General features: G+C 46.3%; 14 protein-coding genes. 5 read left to right on the top strand and 9 right to left on the bottom strand.

Annotated elements, in window-relative coordinates:
* Positions 1 to 2: 2 nt before the first annotated feature.
* The 3 genes from OM416_RS08535 (at position 3) to OM416_RS08545 (ending at position 3,007) form a co-directional block, all read left to right on the top strand.
* The gene (locus OM416_RS08535) at positions 3 to 1,031 is read left to right on the top strand and encodes an ABC transporter substrate-binding protein (RefSeq protein WP_264928460.1); all 1,029 of its coding nucleotides are present in this window, start codon (positions 3 to 5) and stop codon (positions 1,029 to 1,031) included.
* A gap of 193 nt (positions 1,032 to 1,224) precedes the next feature.
* Positions 1,225 to 2,601: an amidase gene (locus OM416_RS08540; protein WP_264928461.1), complete on the top strand. Its 1,377-nt coding sequence runs from the start codon at positions 1,225 to 1,227 to the stop codon at positions 2,599 to 2,601.
* A 19-nt stretch (positions 2,602 to 2,620) separates the two neighbouring features.
* The gene (locus tag OM416_RS08545; protein WP_264928462.1) at positions 2,621 to 3,007 is read left to right on the top strand and encodes a RidA family protein; all 387 of its coding nucleotides are present in this window, start codon (positions 2,621 to 2,623) and stop codon (positions 3,005 to 3,007) included.
* A 97-nt stretch (positions 3,008 to 3,104) separates the two neighbouring features.
* On the opposite strand, the gene OM416_RS08550 is transcribed toward OM416_RS08545, so the two are convergent.
* Entirely contained in the window at positions 3,105 to 5,165 is a 2,061-nt protein-coding gene (locus tag OM416_RS08550) for a methyl-accepting chemotaxis protein (protein WP_264928463.1), read from the bottom strand.
* Between the two features lie 310 nt (positions 5,166 to 5,475).
* Here OM416_RS08550 and OM416_RS08555 point away from each other — a divergent pair, with 310 nt between their 5' ends.
* Entirely contained in the window at positions 5,476 to 5,901 is a 426-nt protein-coding gene (locus tag OM416_RS08555; protein ID WP_264928464.1) for a hypothetical protein, read from the top strand.
* A 149-nt stretch (positions 5,902 to 6,050) separates the two neighbouring features.
* Here OM416_RS08555 and OM416_RS08560 read toward each other — a convergent pair whose 3' ends face one another.
* The 3 genes from OM416_RS08560 to OM416_RS08570 form a co-directional block, all read right to left on the bottom strand.
* A complete protein-coding gene (locus tag OM416_RS08560; protein WP_264928465.1) occupies positions 6,051 to 7,214 on the bottom strand; it encodes an iron-containing alcohol dehydrogenase in 1,164 nt (387 codons plus the stop codon).
* 271 nt (positions 7,215 to 7,485) lie between these two features.
* Positions 7,486 to 8,364: an amidohydrolase family protein gene (locus OM416_RS08565; protein ID WP_264928466.1), complete on the bottom strand. Its 879-nt coding sequence runs from the start codon at positions 8,362 to 8,364 to the stop codon at positions 7,486 to 7,488.
* Entirely contained in the window at positions 8,351 to 11,518 is a 3,168-nt protein-coding gene (locus OM416_RS08570) for a GNAT family N-acetyltransferase (RefSeq protein ID WP_264928467.1), read from the bottom strand. The genes OM416_RS08565 and OM416_RS08570 overlap by 14 nt, the downstream gene beginning before the upstream one ends.
* A gap of 312 nt (positions 11,519 to 11,830) precedes the next feature.
* Between OM416_RS08570 and OM416_RS08575 the strand changes: the two genes are divergently transcribed.
* Entirely contained in the window at positions 11,831 to 12,436 is a 606-nt protein-coding gene (locus OM416_RS08575) for a DedA family protein (protein WP_264928468.1), read from the top strand.
* A 197-nt stretch (positions 12,437 to 12,633) separates the two neighbouring features.
* On the opposite strand, the gene OM416_RS08580 is transcribed toward OM416_RS08575, so the two are convergent.
* The 5 genes from OM416_RS08580 to OM416_RS08600 all read right to left on the bottom strand — a co-directional run bounded on the left by OM416_RS08580 (position 12,634) and on the right by OM416_RS08600 (position 17,406).
* Positions 12,634 to 13,833 (bottom strand): MFS transporter, encoded by a 1,200-nt coding sequence (locus OM416_RS08580; RefSeq protein WP_264928918.1) that lies wholly within the window; start codon positions 13,831 to 13,833, stop codon positions 12,634 to 12,636.
* Between the two features lie 355 nt (positions 13,834 to 14,188).
* Entirely contained in the window at positions 14,189 to 15,226 is a 1,038-nt protein-coding gene (locus OM416_RS08585; RefSeq protein WP_264928469.1) for an ROK family protein, read from the bottom strand.
* A gap of 200 nt (positions 15,227 to 15,426) precedes the next feature.
* Positions 15,427 to 15,696 carry a hypothetical protein gene (locus tag OM416_RS08590; RefSeq protein WP_264928470.1) on the bottom strand — a complete coding sequence of 90 codons (270 nt, stop codon included), beginning with the start codon at positions 15,694 to 15,696 and terminating at the stop codon, positions 15,427 to 15,429.
* A gap of 102 nt (positions 15,697 to 15,798) precedes the next feature.
* Entirely contained in the window at positions 15,799 to 16,590 is a 792-nt protein-coding gene (locus OM416_RS08595) for a hypothetical protein (protein ID WP_264928471.1), read from the bottom strand.
* A gap of 48 nt (positions 16,591 to 16,638) precedes the next feature.
* On the bottom strand, positions 16,639 to 17,406 hold the full coding sequence (locus tag OM416_RS08600; protein WP_072734656.1) for a hypothetical protein: 768 nt from the start codon (positions 17,404 to 17,406) through the stop codon (positions 16,639 to 16,641).
* Positions 17,407 to 17,416: the final 10 nt, after the last annotated feature.

Raw genomic sequence — 17,416 nt, forward strand, 5'->3', positions numbered from 1 at the left:
TCATGCGTACATTCAAAAAGATAGCTTTTCTAGCAACGATGACGGTTATGTTGACTACACTGCTCAGTGCATGCGGCAGCAATGCCACAACACCTGCGAGTGGTGCAGGTGCATCTAATAGCGGGGGGCAAGCAAATGCGCAGGTGGACAAAATTATGGTGTCCGAGGTGTATCACAACCTGCTCTACCTTCCGCTGTATGTAGCGAATAACCAAGGATTCCTAGAGGAGAATCGCATTGAGCTATCCTCCATTCGCGCTGCCGGAAGCGGACCAACAGCATTGTCTTCGGTGATCTCAGGCGAGTCTGCGTTCTCGTTCCACGGTCCTGAGCATGTCGCATTCGCTAATGCGAAGGGCGGAGATGCTCGCTCACTGGTCCTTTTATCGGGTAGTGCTCCAGTATGGGCGGTTGCGCGAGAAGGAGTAACCGTGAACTCAACAGAGGATTTCAAAGGTAAAACCATCGTTGTCGGCTTGGCACCTACAAGCTCGAACAGCTTACTGCGGAAACTATTCGCTGACAACAACATTGATATCGACAACGATGTGACGATCACTGAGGTTCAGAATGGCTCCGAGCTTGGTGCTGTATTAGCCGGCAAAGCCGATATTGCTATCGTTTACGAGCCGCAGCTGGATCAAGGCATTGCAGAGGGACTTCATATTGTCCATGATTTCACGAAGGATTATCCTGAATTCGCCTTTGCAACGATGAATACGACCGCAAGCTTCATTGAAAAGAATCCTGATCTCACCCAGCGCTTTGTCACCTCTATTGAGCAGGCCCTGGACTACATTCAATCAAATCCTGAAGGCGCAAAAGCAGTTGCCGTGAAGGAATTCCCGAATCTGGACAAAAACGTCGTGGAGCAAGCGGTACAACGTATGATCGACAGCAAGGTATACCCTGCTGAGGGGCTCATCAACGAATCCGCCTTCGAGACCGCAATCGATATGCAGCGCTTCATCGGTAATTTGAAGGAAGATCTCGCTTACGAGGACATTATCGATTCAAGCTTCACCAAATAGAGAGAGAAAGGGTGATTACTCTGAACCAAGACGACTATCTCACACACCGCCGTACTGAAAGTGCGAAATACGCAAACGGAGTTATTACCAGCGAGGAGCTTGCCCTATTTACAGCCGACTTGAAGCTGATTCGAGGCTTCAAGTTGCCAGAAGAAGTAGGACCCAATTCACCGCATAGGAGGGCTCCTCTGCGATGATTACGAAACCACTGAACGAGCTGACGATTGCTGAAGCCGCAACACTGATTAAAAACAAAACCATATCTCCTGTCGAGCTTACGAAATCCTATTTGAATCGCATTGAGAAAGTAGAACCTGCTGTGCAAGCCTTCGTTACAGTCACCGCTGAGCAAGCCTTGCAGGCTGCAAAAGAGTCTGAGCGAAAACTGATGAATGGCGAATATCTCGGTTCTCTGCATGGCATTCCCTATGGAGCCAAAGATATTATCCATACCGCTGGCATACGCACATCGGCCGGATCAAGCACCTATCCTGACTTCGTACCCGAAACAAATGCTACTGTAATTAATAAGTTGCAAGCCGCAGGCGCAATCCTGCTCGGCAAGACAACAACGACGGAATATGCCTTCCAAGGAGGAGAACCACCTACCCGCAACCCGTGGAATCTAGAACATACGCCGGGCGGTTCCAGTTCAGGTTCCGCCGCTGCAGTAGCGGCCGGCATGGCCTCCTTCTCACTCGGAACACAGACTTTCGGATCTCTGCTTAGACCCGCAGCATACAACGGATTAACCTGTATGAAGCCCACTTACGGCAGGGTTAGCCGTAATGGTGTCATCACAGCCAGTTGGAGCCTGGATCATATTGGCGCCTTCACTCGGTCCGCACAAGATAACGCAATCGTTCTGGAAGCGATGGCCGGGCAAGATGAGCTGGACTCCTTCACGCTTCCTTATGGCAAGCCAGACTTAACAAGTGCTCTTGAGCATCCTATTTCAGGAATGGTGATCGGTCTGCCCAGCAACTTCTTCCAGACGGATGAACCGGCGATCTTGTTAGCCGTAGAGTCGGCTATCGCTGTGCTTGAGAAGCTGGGCATGCCATGGAAAAAAGTTGACCTGCCTTCTTATATGGAAGAGACCATTGCTGCTCATCGTACGGTTATGCGGGCAGAAGCTGCCGCCTTCCACCAGGAACGCTTCGCGGAAGCCTCCGATCGTTACGGACATACGATGCGAGAACAGCTTGAACTCGGCTACCAGACGAGTGCTGTTGACTATTTGCAGGCACAGCGAATCCGAACGATATTCCGGAGCGAAATGATGATGCTTTTTGATGAAGTGGATGTGTTATTAACTCCATCAACACCGTATGTGGCCCCCTATGGCTACAAGACGGGAAGCCCGATTTTCAACGGACCGTTCACCAATACAGGTCTACCGTCCATCACCGTTCCCATCGGATTCGATACCACCTCTGGGAAGCAATTACCTATCGGCATGCAGCTTGCCGGTCCACTCATGAGAGAAGACCGCTTGTTGTCCATCGCTCATCATTATCAGCAGGCTACGAACTGGCATCAGTTAACAACAAATATACACACTCATTAGGAAAGGAATGACAACTACGATGTCTACCATCATACATGCAAGTGCAGCACCCAAGTTCCCGCTTCCTTTCTCCCATGCTGTCCGCGCAGGAGATTTAGTCTACGTCTCAGGTCAAGTAGGTGTCGATCCACAAACACTTGAGCCCATCGGCGGCATTAAGGAGCAGACTGAGCAGTGCATCCGCAATATTGAGGTGATCCTGCAAGAAGTCGGACTCACACTCGATCATATCGTGAAGGCAACCACCCATCTGGCCCGAGTGGAGGATCAATCAGAATACAATGAAGTCTATGCGCGAATGATTAAGCAGCCATATCCCGCCCGTATTACCGTATTCAGCGGTTTAGGCCCTTATCTAATTGAAATGGAAGTATTGGCGTACGCACCCTCCGTTCGGGGAGAGTAGCAGATCACAAAAGAGCACCGTAGCCATAGATGGGTACAGGTGCTCACTTTGTCGAGAAACCCGGTTCTCTTTTGGGAGACGGGTTTCTTTGGTGTTCCTATTTTGTTTTGAAGCGAGATGATTCCTCTGCAAGTTGTTTGGTCAGTCCATTAATGGTCTGCACCAACTCTGCCAGATGTCCAGTCATGCCGGATTGCTCTTGCATCGTTGCCGTCACTTCCTCGATGGATGCCGAGACCTCTTCCCCTGAAGCCGACAGATTCTGTGCAGCTCCAAGCACATCATCCTTATCTCGCTCAATGGACTCGATCTCCGAAGCAATCGCTTGTACCTGATTCATCATGTCCTGCATATTTTGTGTGACAAAATTAAAGGTTTCCTTGGTCTGGCTTACACTGCGCTTATGCTGTTCCGCAATCGCCTCAATGGCATGTACACTGCGGTTATTCTGCTCCACATGTGCTATCGTCTGCATCACAATACGATTGATGTCCTCTGATTGAGCAGTCGTCTGCTCTGCCAGCTTGCGAATCTCGGAAGCAACGACTGCGAAGCCACGCCCCTGATCGCCAGCTCTCGCCGCCTCGATGGAAGCGTTCAATGCCAGTAACTTGGTCTGATTCGCAATCTCGGCAATCGTGCCCGTAATCTGATGGATACCGGAAGAACTCTCGGCGAGCTGAACCGTAATCTGTGAGATGTTGCTCACTTCCGCCTCATTCTGCCCGTTCACCGCAATAAGGGCATCAATGACCTCATGATTATTTTTAAATGCGTCCGTGATCTCATCTGCCTTAAGCATAACGGACTGTGACATCTCATTCACGTTCTCAATCTTGTTCCCCACATTCATGAATTTATCCACGATGGATTCCGTGTCGTTCGCCTGTGATTCCATCGCCCGTGAGATCTCAAGGGCTGTCGCTGTTGTATCGGTTATAGAAGCTGACGTCTGCTGTGCAGATTGATCCAGCTCCGTCGTGCTTGTATTCAGGACCCCGATGGAACGGTTCATGCTGGAGATTAGTTGTTTGTTCCCCTCAGCCATCGTGTTGAAGCTGTCTGCCAGTTCTTTGAATTCCCCGGTATACTTGCCTTCTGCCTGCACAGTCAGATCTCCTCCGGCCAACTGTTTAAACAACAGCGTTATTCGGCTAATCGGTCTGGTCACCAGCTGCGAGATCAGGATACCTGCGATGATAGACACAGCAATGGCACTGAACAAAACGATGTACATTTGCTTCGCCATACCTACCAGCGGCTTCCGTACATCCGTATATGTATCCTCGACAATCACGGTCCAGTCGGAACGCGGAATCTTCGAGTAGAATACCACTTTCTCGTCCGTACTCACTTCGCCCTGTTGCAATGTATCACTTGAAGCCAGATCGATCAGAGACTGGTACTCCCCCGATTCCAGCGGTTTTCCTGCCAGGCTCTCGTCTGCCGAATGATACATGACCGTTCCGATCCGGTCCAAAATAATGACTTTACCCTCTTCGTTAATCTTGACGTTCTGCAACTGGTTCACGAAGAATGATGTAGAGGCGGTTGAGACAAGTACCCCTGCCACTTGCTTGTTCTCATTATAGATCGGGGTTGCAAACACCGTCCCCAATGTACCCAACGTCTTGGAAATGATGCCTTCGCTAATGACGTTACGTCCCTTAATGGCTTCCTGGAAATAAGCACGGTCTGCCCGTTCACCTCCAAGTGACTCCGGGTCGTTCGCCGCAACCACGGTTCCATTGCGATCCACCAGAATCAGAACACTGTTGCCCTCCATGCCCGCTAAACTATCTGCCAATATCCCACTGGCTTTATTAACAAGTTCACTGTTTTCCTCGAAAAATGCTTCGTTATCTTCGCCCTCTGCTGCATTCCGAATCTCCAGTAAATCTTGGAATGTCCGATGTGTTGTGATCAGAAACGTAGATTGCTCCTCCAGACTTAGTGAGGTAAATAGCCCCGCTCCAATACGGTCAGAGGTCGACTGAATCTCATCTCTGCTTTTGTCCAATGTAATGTCCTCTGCCACTTTGTAACATAGTACTGCCGTCACGGCCAGTACGACGCACACCAGTTGACCGATCATCAGTGGCAATTTGAAGCGAAAAGACATGTTGGTCAACCGTTGCCTCGCCTTTGCAAATAACATGAATACATTCACCATCCATCCTCATTCTTGTTGGGTCTAATATAATATGGGTTAACTTTATATCGGTTGTTATTAAATAATCATCCAGTAATAAAACGCTTACAAAAATATTTTTCTTAATCCTTCAAACCGAATGATTGTAGGTCAAAGGCCGCTGTTGACGATTGGAAAATGTAGACTTTGGGTTAATACAAAATATGACATCAACATCGTATAATGTATGAAATACATATCGTGCAGGAAAACTCTCGGGAAGAATTCAACCAGAAGAATCTGCGGTTATAGGTTCGAAGAGAATAGGAGAAGTGGTATGGTAAAAACAGCATTACCCACGTTATTAAATGTCGTGCGCATTTTATTGAGTGTAAAACTGATCTACGTGATTGTGTCCTTTATCGCGTTCCTCATTGACTTCAACCAGAACATGGAGGCCTATCTCGCCTTCTCATACAAAGGAAATGATCTGGCTTACGCATCTGGCGTAATCATAGCCAGAATATTGTTTATCATCGGTCCCAGCCTGCTCGCTGTTATATTCATTACCAAGAGAAAGTTCAAGCTTACGGTGACGTTTCTGAGTCTGGCGCTATTCGTTGCCATTCCGAATGAGAGTAACCTGTTCACCCTGGTTCATCTCTTCGCCCTGCTCATCGTACTCTTGCACCGTCCAAGCAAGTTGTATCTGAAACGAAAGGACACCCGTGTTAATGAGGCAGTAGTTGAAACGAAGGATTAATTCAAAAAGGGAATCAAATGACATTGATGTCCAGAAAAAACGGTTGAGCGCACAAGATATGATGTCATATTAAAAACAAGGACGTTCCTCAGTAAAAAGGAACGTCCTTGTTTAATAGCTTGCTATATATGAGAATGTGTAATTTGCAATTACAGCGCAGCTCGATAGATTTGTACTACATCTTCACGCTGCAATTTTTTGAAGAATCCGAACGGACCGAATCGCATTGCTTTATCAGCCATTGCATCTATCTGACTGTCGTCGATGTCATAGTCAGCCAGACGGCTAGGAGCACCAATTGAAGTCCAGAAATGGCGCAATGCTTCAATGCCTTCTTCAGCGACTTGTTTGTCCGATTTTCCAGCAGGGTTGATATCAAATACATTAACGGCCATACGTTTGAATCGATCTACATCCACATCCAGATTATGCTTCATCCAGTGTGGGAAGAGGATTGCAAGGCCACCCCCATGAGGAATGTCGTACACGGCCGAAACGGCATGTTCTATATTGTGAGAAGCCCAATCTCCGGCAAGCCCCATATTCAGGACATCGTTAAGCGCCATTGTTCCACAGTATAGAATGGTTTCACGCAGTTCATAGTTTTCCGGATCTTTGATCAGGCGAGGGGCCGTTTCCATGACGGTACGAAGAATCGTCTCACAGAACCCAAGCTGAACCGGTGTATTTGTATCCAGATGAAAATAATGTTCAAACACATGAGACATCATATCCACCATGCCGTATACCGTCTGATCCAGAGGTACCGTGTATGTGTTCACTGGATCAAGAATGGAGAACGCTGGGAAAGAATACTCGCTGAACCATGCCCATTTCTCCTGTGTGTCCTGATTGGTAATTACTGAACCGTTGTTCATCTCGGAACCTGTCGCTGCCATCGTCAGAATTGTACCCAGTGGAAGTCCGCCTTCTGGAGTTGCTTCACGTACAACAACATCCCACATGTCTCCATCGTATTTAGCTCCTACTGCGATGGCTTTAGCGCAGTCAAGTACACTGCCGCCCCCAACCGCAAGAACCAGATCAATGTTATGTGTTCTGCATAGTTCTACGCCCTTATGAACCGTAGACAGACGAGGGTTCGGTTCTACACCAGCCAGTTCCGTCACCTCTGCTCCGATTTCGTTCAGCTGGCTGATTACCTGATCGTACAGCCCGCTACGTTTGATGCTTCCACCACCATATACAAGTAAAATACGCTTTCCGTATTTTGGAACTTCGGTTTGTAGTGCTTGAAGTTGCCCTTTGCCAAAAATCAGCCGGGTCGGATTATAAAACTGAAAAGATCTCATAACGTATGTTCCTCCAAAGAAGTCTGAAATTTTGTGCATCCATCATTATAGTTCTCTTTATTCGTAAAAACAAATACAGGCAAGAAGGAAATAATAGATGAGTATGGAGTCTGTCTCGGCTAAACACTATTCTACTGGATAAAAAAGCTCCTGCCAGCAAAGTGGCAGGAGCTTACATCACAGGGATTCAACATGAACATCGCATGATTCATACTTCCATGACAAGCATGCTATACGTCCCCTCAAATATTAAAAATTCGGTACTTAGGTTCTAACCCATATCGGCAATCCGCTGTCCAATACGCGGAAATAGCTCAAATGCATTCTCGTAGAACACCTTATCGTGATGCTGCTCCGGTACAAGTCGGCGGACAAATTCGGCATACAGATCGATGGGCGCAAGCGGCCAGTCGGTGCCGAACAGCATTTTCTCGTAATGATCCGAATAGACCAAGGCCCGGCGGAAATGATCCATGAATAAAGGTTCGTTCATGAACCGTTCAAAATGAGGCCGATCCCCCACCACAAGACCAGACAAATCCGCATACACGTTAGGATTCTTCGCCACCACTTCAGCAGCATCCATCACCCAGGGATCACCCAGATGACAGATCATGAAGTTCACACCGCGCTGTTGAAAGGCTAATTCATCCACCGTCAACGGATGCGAATATTTGAGCAATCCATTCATGGAGTACGTGTCACCCGTATGAATCACGACAGGCAGGTTGTACTTGGCTGCGAGTTCATAGACTGGGGTATAGATTTTGTCGTACACATAGTGATGATAGTATCCGGCATAGAGTTTGATTCCGGCTACCTCAGGGGATTGCAGTCTTGCTTCAATCCGGTCAAGCTCTTCCTGAGCGTTTTTACCATCTAGCGCATTGGGATTGATGCCCACGCATTCCATGAGGAATGATGGGATCTTCTCTTCCAAATCAAGTCCCATCGGGTTAGGGGAACTGGAATCCGGGAACGCTCCCTTCGTCTGCTCCGTAACCCCCATTCCGATACCCAGAATGACGTCGTTCTTATCGAACTCCGCTTTAAGACCAGCGGCAGAGTAATCCACTTTCGATAGATCGATCGCTGTTCGATGAAAGCTGTCGATGTCCGACAGATGAATGTGAATATCAATGATCGTCATGTGGAGCCTCCTTTTCATCGGTAGAAGTTGCAAAATTCAGTTTGAGAAGGTCCTGCACATCCGGTGAACTTAGCGGGATTGGCCCCAGGACAAGATATGTCGGCTCCGTCCAGACTGTTTCCCCATGCTTGATTGTCAGATGATGATTCACGTTCAGACCCGTCACCTGATTATTGGCAAAACCCCATGCACTCTGATTCGGGTAACGATGGACCGCATGCAGCATGTTATCACGCGAAACCGATCCGACTCGCAAAAGGTCTTCAAGTGGCAGGCCCACATCTACCTTGCCTAGCGGGAATCGATCTTTACCCGGTTGCTCGATCCAACCTTCCGCAAAGACAGATGAAGGCTGGAGGAAACGTTCCTCCGCAAGCGAGTAATTCGTCAGCGTCAGACCGCTTTCGTTTGTCACTTCAAGCAGCGTACAGAGCACAGGAACACCGGGTAGCATTACATAATGCTGGTGGATCGTGATTCCCCGATTCGCTTCATGCTTCTCAATTCGGGTGGTCAGCTTTATGCCTTTCCAGACGTTGCCGTATTGGTCCTTGTGCTCTGTCCAGGAAGCGGCTCTTTGTTCCAACTGGCGGCTGAAACCATTCATGCCCGGAACCCCCACACCCAACCCGCCGTACCACGGATTCCACCACGAGCGTGGGGCCGGTTCAGGGTACGAGCTATCCAGCCATTCTTCTCCTGAATATTTCAGGGAGTGTACTACACTCCCGAATTCAGGAGCAACGGCGATCGACAATACTCCATTATCTACGGTGTACACAGGTCCAGATGAACTTTCTTCAATCATCTGCTCCACCTCTGTTCCGCTCTGCGGGAACCAAAGGGCAGTTCGCTCCTGAATCCGATCTTCGCCCCGATATAGCCCACGAACTTTCCAACCACTCACGTGTTGGTCTCGGTCCGTTTCGTCTGGTGAAAATGTCAGCTTGGCGGAGTTTAGATTCTGCTCCGGATTGAATTGCTTCGCATTTGCCATAACCTCAGGTTCGCCACCCTGCTGCACATACAGCTCCAGCTTGCCCGCAAGCGGAACCAGTTTGTGTTCAGACAACGTTGCTTGTAGCACGTCCGGGGCAAATGGATTCCCCTCACTCAGTGTCAGATCCAGATGACTGTCCAGCAACGGAATGATCGGGTTACGCTGCTTCCGCGCAAACGCACGGAAATCCTGCCACTTCGCAAACGTGTTCAAAGCATATACAGTTTCTTTCGTCCGCACTACGGCTCCTGCGGGAATACGACCAAGCTCATGCTGAAATCCTAGCGTGTATTCCGGGCGAAGCAGCTTCAGAGAAGGGTCCCAATAGATACCGCTGGCACCATGCGCCTCCTTACAGAACAACCAATTCTCCGTGATTTGAGAGCTGTTCCAATGGCTCGGATCGCCAGCGTAAGAATCCCCCATATCCACAAAACGATCTTGGTACGGGAGGATTAACCGGTTTCCGTAGAAACCGAAGTTGTTCATTAGGAACAGGTCTTCTTCCCAAGCGGTATCTCGTGTATTTTCAACCTCATGGTGGAATTCGGCGACTCCATTCGCAGACAACTTAACGACAGACTTGATCTGTAATCCAGGGAAATCCTCCGAGTCATACAGTGCTTCAAGAACCTGACGCTCCCCTTCGGGATAGATATTCACTTCTTTTGCTTGTTTCTTGGATAACTCTTCGGCAAACGGCTTACCCAGCTTCGGATAAGTCCACCAGAAGGAATGAATGGAGCCAGGGTATTCAATCCACATCATATTATCTTGCTTGCTCATATGAATGGAGAATGCGCCATTAACAGCCACCCATTGATCCTCAATCTGCCCACCATATTTCCCTTCGATTCCCTTCATCAGTACAGAAAGTTTGCTTGTGAAAGAGATCGCCGGGTTCCCCGCTGGGACTGCCGTCACTTCTACTTCTTGGGAATAGAGACCATACGAACGCAAGGTGAAAGGTACTGGCACAGACACTTTGCCTTTGGCAGGCACCGTAAAGCGCACCGCACGCTCCGCCCATTCAAGGAATTCATCCTCAGGCAGCTCCAAGCTGAACTCCGTTTCTGCATCCACATTATTTTCAACGTTCAGAACCAACTCCGACGGGATACCTGGGTAGAGCTCCTTCACAGGCAAGACGGTCTTGATCTTGGCCGGGAATTTCGGGGCGATACCCAACCTGAACTCCGCTTTCTTACCGCCGATCAACCAAGTGCTGGCGACAACGGGATGGGTCTTATTATTATTCTGTTCCTCTGTAATCGGATCAAGGTGAAACTCACCTTCCACGATAATGGTTTCTCCCGGAGCAACTGCCTGTGCAACGTCCAGCGCAAATCGAATGTTTTTGTTATCCTCACCCTTGATCTCGACTGCCAATTCGGACGCAGAATTGTTTTTAATGCGATAGCGAACGTTATAGCTGGAACCGAATACCAGATCATGATCGTCGACTTCTGTTGAGATTTCGTAATCCGGTGTTTCGAGGGCAGTCAGCCCGCGACCCGACTTTTCAAATACAGCCCGCAGGGAGACATCTCCCTTTTTCCACGTATAGTCAAAGAAATCAAAACCACGCTCCCGTCGGCCATCCGGCTCGATGACGAGTTCACGCGTACTGTCTGCATACCAATCCAACTCCTCGAAATAAGGAGCAAGTGCTTCGGTCTGCAAAATCGTGGGGATGAAATTCATCAGATGTACATTATCATCTTTTTTCTCCCAGAAGAATCCGCATTTCTTGTACATCGGTACAGCCTTTGTATTGCCTGCCCATGTGAACAGATCCAGGCGAGGCCATCCGGCCTCCACGGTCTTACGCACAGCATTCAGGATCAAGTTGCGTCCGACCTTATACCCGTGATAATCGGGGCGTACGTTAAGTAGCGGTACATATAGTGCTCTCTCGTCATAACGGTAATGAGCAAAACTGCAGAAGCCAACAACCTCTTTCTCATGAACAGCTAGAAATGCATAAAGATTGGACGAACTCTCCATCTCGCGGCGAACCGTTTCCTCTGTTCTAAGGTTGGTGCCACCTCCCCAGCTTTCGTTACTGCGGTTCCACATATCCGCGAGTGCGGCAGCGTAAGAGGGATTGTATTCAATAATATGGATCTGGTCGATAATCGAAGTTACGGTCATGTTCTGATCTCCTTCTCTTTCTGTACAGGATGGTGAAGAAGCTAGTGATAGTCTTATCATACTATAATTGGAAGCATTTTCAGAGCGTTATATTGGTGTTAGGGGTGATATGGAGTTCAACTTGTTCGAAGACCCACCTCCTGCTCAATTCATGTCGAATGAGATTCCGCTTATGTACGACCTAACATATCCCAGCGTGACAGGCTAAATCGGATATGCATGTGAGTTTTGACAAGCTCTATTCGCTATTGTTACTCTTTGTATAGGAGTGTTTCTTTTATATAAAAAAAGATAGATTCATGGAGGGAAAGCATGACAGAATGGATCACGCAATTTATACTCTTTTTTAAAGATTTGTCATACGCAGGTCTGGTCATTGCCTTGTCGTTTGAATTCGTACCTGCTGAACTCGTTCTGCCCATGGCGGGATATTGGGTGTATCTTGGGGATATGAAGCTATGGCTGGCAATTCTGGCGGGTACCGTAGGCGGAACGTTTGGACCTCTGACGTTGTATGCCCTGGGACGGTACGGCGGCAGGCCGATGGTCGAAAAATTCGGCAAGTATTTCTTGATTCGCCCCCACCATCTGGACGCTTCCGATAAGTTCTTCGAGAAATATGGCAGCGGGGTAGCTTTCATTGGACGTTTTGTACCCGGCATTCGGACCGTGATCTCGATCCCTTGTGGTATGGCGAAGATGAATGTGTTTAAGTTCAGTATCTTTACATTCTTGGCCATGCTTCCGATCACCTCATTGTACATCTACTTAGGCTTCAAATTAGGCTCTCAATGGGAGCATGTGGATGAAATTGTTAAGCCTTATATCGTTCCGGCAGCGGTGGTTTTCTTAGGCGCTTTTGGATTGTACGTGCTTTTGAAACGTTGGAAAAGAAGAACGGCTTTAAACAAGTCATAGGTTTGCCTAAGGAAATGCGGACTGTATAGTAGAGTGGCTGGTATATGATAAAAAAATCCTTACTTTACATGACCTGTGGTTATGATTTGTTAAGTTACTAGTGATAGATGATATACCGTACTAATCTACTCGTATATTTATATGCAAAGCCCCACCGATCATGGCGATCCGTGGGGCTTTATCATTTCAATTGATAACTAAATCAGTTCCTGCCTTCTTTTCAAATACACGTACAACACTACGCCAGATGCCGCACAGATCACAGCACATAGACCAATGAATCCATATCCCGCCTGAAGTCCACGCAGCAGCCCCAACTGAGTCGTTGGACCGTACATATTCTTCACACCTTCAATCACCCAGCCAATCACATAGTTACCGATGACACTGCCGACCCCCATCAGAGTAACTGTGAACGTAATCGCGGTGTCACTGCCGTTCGGATATCTGCGTGCGATAAACGCCATCACCGTTGGATAGATCATCGCAATACCTGCCCCCGATACAGCAAAGAAGAACGCAAGTCCCTCTCCGCCCCCAATCGCCAGGAATGTACATACCGCCGAGAAAGCCGAGAACAGAATCAGGGACAACACGAATCCGATTCGGTCCGTCAGTGGACCTAGCAGCAAGCGTCCCAGCGAGAAGCTGAGGAAGAACGCAGACAGTAGCCCAGATGCTTTGACCGTGTCCCACGTATAGGCTTTCTCCAGAAAGTTAACGAGCCAACCTCCAACTGCCAGTTCCGATACCACGCCAAAAGAAAGAATGAGCACCATCAGCCAGATGGCTGGATCACGTGTTAACGTCTTCAGTGAAGTCCGATCTTCATGAGGAAGATCATCACCCGGGAATTTGCTGCGCAGCGCCGCTATGATCGGCAGCAGACAGAGTGACAACATCACCAGATACATGCCGCGCCAGTCCAGTTCGTGTCCAAACACGCGCAAAGACATCACACCCGTCGCCAGCAAAGGTGCTACCGTTGAACTCAGCCCATAGAAGAAATGGGACAGGTTCATCATCGTACCTGTGTTTTTCACAAAAATCCGCGCACCCAGAATCGCCAAAGCAATCTCCAGCATGCCGTTACCGATGTACATGAAGAAGTACGATGAAGCGAAGAGTGGATAGGTATGAGACACATAAATGAACACACCCGAGAGGATCATCGAGGCAAACGATATGATGCTAACCGCCTTAATGCCCCATTTGCGAACCAGAATAGCGGTGAAGGAGCAGGCGATCAGGTACCCCAGTGCATTCAGGGACAATAACGTCCCGAGCTGTTTCTCATCCAGATTAAAATCGAATTGAATGCGCGGGATGGCTGGCCCCTTAATATTTTCCGATATGCCAAATACGATAAATCCCAGAAAGATCGTTGCCAGCTGCATGGCGTACAGCTTGTTGAACTTTCGTTTGTTCCCTTGCGTGCCTGCTTGCTGATTCAAAATAAGTTCCTCCATTGTGTCTAGAAAAATGAATTTAATTCATGACTATAAGTTCAACCTGAGATGATATACAGAGACACTACGCTGACAGAATAACCTTCCGATCGCTGTTATCCCCAGATTTTTTTCATCCCTTTTCTTAAAGGGAAAATCCGGTGATAAAGGCGAACGCTTCGCTTCTTCAAGTTCTTTCTGTCCTCTCCGTTACGGTATATAAGTAATTAGTTGAATCATATAGAAAGAATTGAAATGGATTATTACTCAAATAAACAAATCTCTCTTTAATTTCACTGTTCTTTTACCACTGCTTCTCAATCACCTGAATGCGGTAGGTCAGGCTCTCCAGCGTCACTGCGACCAGCCCCGTAACATATTCGCGCCGAGTGTCTCTTTGTATGATCAGCTCCGGCATGTGCTCCTGTGGGATCAGGTGATCCAGACAGCCTTGTAACAGGTCATCCCGCATAGCCGTGTCCATTGTATCGCCCGTAACGACAATCGCTGCCGGGTTAATAATTGCAATGATGGAGATCAGCGTCTTTGTGACGAGTTCCTGCAACCCTTCCGTCGTTTTCAACATTCGCAACTGCTCTTCTCGTGACACGCCAAAAGGTAAGAAGGACACCTCGCCCCCAAATTGCGTGTTCCCGGTCAGCGGACGACCATCAATGATAAAACCTGCACCTGGAAAATGGTTCTCCGGAAACGTAACTACCGCGAAGTTCTTCTCTTCCTCAAACTGCTGCTGGTTGTAAAGTCCGTAGACCGTCAGGTTCATATCATTGCCAATGACCACTTCCACGTCTTCATATTGCTCTTTGAGCCTTGGGCCGAGCGGCTGATACATTAGCTCCGGTACGTCGCAAATCCCAATCACGCCGTTGTGTGCCACCCCAGGTATGCCGATACCAATCGCCTGCACATTGTGGTGTTGTTCGATCAGATTTGTAATCAGATCCTCTACCACCGTTACATTAATCTCTTCCAAAATGAGCGTCTGTTCGTCCGCCATCTCTCCGTTCAGATTGGCATATGTATGTGTAATCGAGTGAATGCCGCCCTCTGTTCGAATAATTAGACAGAGCACACTGGCGTAGTCAGCATTAAATTGGTACCGACTGGCTGGTCTTCCCCCGCTCGATTCGTCTGGACCCAGATCGATAATCTCACCCGTTTGGAGTAATTCGTTCAGGATCGTGCCGCATGTCGCTACGCTGAGTTTGGTCAGATTCGCAATGGAAGCTTTTGTGCCTACGCCCATGGATCGGAGCGTATTCTTCACCAGTTCAACGTTAATGCGCTTCACCTGTTGAGTGTTGTGTGATGTGGGTAACATGGTAAGTTATATGCCTCCTTTCGTTCATTTCGAACCATTCAATGAATGTTTTTAAAAGTATTTTAATAATTGAAGTGTAGGGGGATTTGGGAGGAAAGTCAATGCTAAATTGAGAGTGAAAAACGTATGGATGGACAGACAAAAGGACAGCTCAAGATCATCTTATATGATCCTGCGCTGTCCTTTTAGTTAAGGTGAGTTTATGTAGACTGGCTCATTTGATTTGCCAAGATGCTCTTTTCCAGTCGGACTTCAAATAACTTTCGGTTTAGATCCTGTTCCATGGAATGAAGGTGATATGCTGCTTGTTTCACGGTATCCATCTCTAGTGCACCTGCCTGCTTTGCGATGATGTCCATGGCGTCCAGGATGAGTTTGTTGCATGTGACCAGTTGGTCGACGTAATCGTCTTCCTGTTGGACGAGTTGCGCGTACTGCGAAGTCAGGTCTTCGCTGTTGGTACTTGTCATGTCACCACTCCTTTGTTAAGGAGAGGGTAACATAACTATAGAAAAGATGTGGTACGCGAATACGTACCAATATATTTAGATTCCCGTCATCCCTTATATTGATTAAAAGTAGTCATCTATTTGACTGAATTTATAGTAATCTTTGAGCCTAGCATGTATAGAAGTAGCTGGTAAATTATTTAATATTATTTCTTTTTCAAGAGTCTCTAGCCATCCGATCTTCATCCGCTTCGAGAAAATAACAAATAGCATCTGGAACAGCATAGTAATTAAAACTAATACTAATCCATACAAACTAAGTTTCAAGTTTTCATCAGTAAAATAATTATCTTGTCCAAAAACAAAAAGGAACGGTAGAACAGAAATGATTAATAGAAAAATGCTGTAACTGGAATATTGTCTTCTAGGCTTAAAATGTTCAGGTAGAGGTTTATTGGAAAAGTATATTGCTGAGAATATTGTCCCAAAATATCTGTGTATAAATATGATTAACACTAACCAGCACTGTGGATAATAGCATAAAACAATAATATTTAGAATAAAACAAATTGCACCTTGAAGAAACTCAAAGTCTCTTAATATTATTTTACTATCGTGCAAAGCTACAATTGTTGATTTATCCCTAAAATCTATAATTTTCTCTTGCCTGAAACGAGAATTAAAAACGTCAAAAACCGCTACTAATAAATTCATAAAAAGTACATAGCAAAGTAATGTATAGGTTATATTCTCACGTATTAAACTAATTCCAGGGAAAAGAAGATAGCCTAATGCACCTATAGTTGCAAACAGAACCCAATTGCTCAATCCCATAGAAGTTATCTTTTGTCTTTCCCGATCCTGAAGTTTTCCGATATGATCGAATAACTCCTTTTGACTGAAATTCTCCCTCACGGTTATCACCTTTTTCTTATTAGCTATAAAAATCATATAGATTGATAATTAAGATTGGGCTTTATCTTTTCTTCGCAAAATCAAATTATAGGGCTCATCCTCTTTAATTTCAGAATCAGATATTCTTAGTAATAAATCCTCAATTTTCAGAAGAAAATTCTTTTTTAGACCATCCTCAAACAAAAATAATTCTTTACTTAAATGAAAAAAGCTTTTATATGTCCCAACTATAAGTGAAAAATATATAATAATTGCAACTAGAATGATTGTAAGCCAAAACAATCCATTGTAATCAGTTTCCTTAACTCCTTTGAAGATGAATACTACACATTGTGACCACAAAGGAATAAACAAGCCAATAAAAATTCCTGGAGTTAGGAAGGAAGGCGTCTTTCCTCTTTCAATGTTTTTTTCTGTGAATGAAACTATTAACTGTAGTTTCTCTTTAGAATATAAATTGTTTAATTTTAGATAATTTATGAACATTCTAGTTTGCATTGAATCAAATTCTATAGTTCTCCACCCCCCTTTTTTAACATGAATGTCATAGTGATTTAGTATAACTACTTTCGCCTTTTTACTCATATAAGAAGTAGTTAATATAGAGAATAGAAATATCGTTACAAATGCAATACAAATTCCCTTAGCTAAGTAATTTCCAATTAATAACAAAGGAAATGTAATTATAAATAAATATGCTAAAATTAGAAAAACACCAAATATAAATAAACTGAAATAATATGTTAATTTCATGTGTTTATAGACTAATGAATAAGATGTCAGATTGTCCTTATAATATTTCACGACCTCTTCCATGCTTCAACCT

This window comes from Paenibacillus sp. LS1 (assembly GCF_026013365.1).
In the GTDB taxonomy this organism is placed as follows: domain Bacteria; phylum Bacillota; class Bacilli; order Paenibacillales; family Paenibacillaceae; genus Paenibacillus.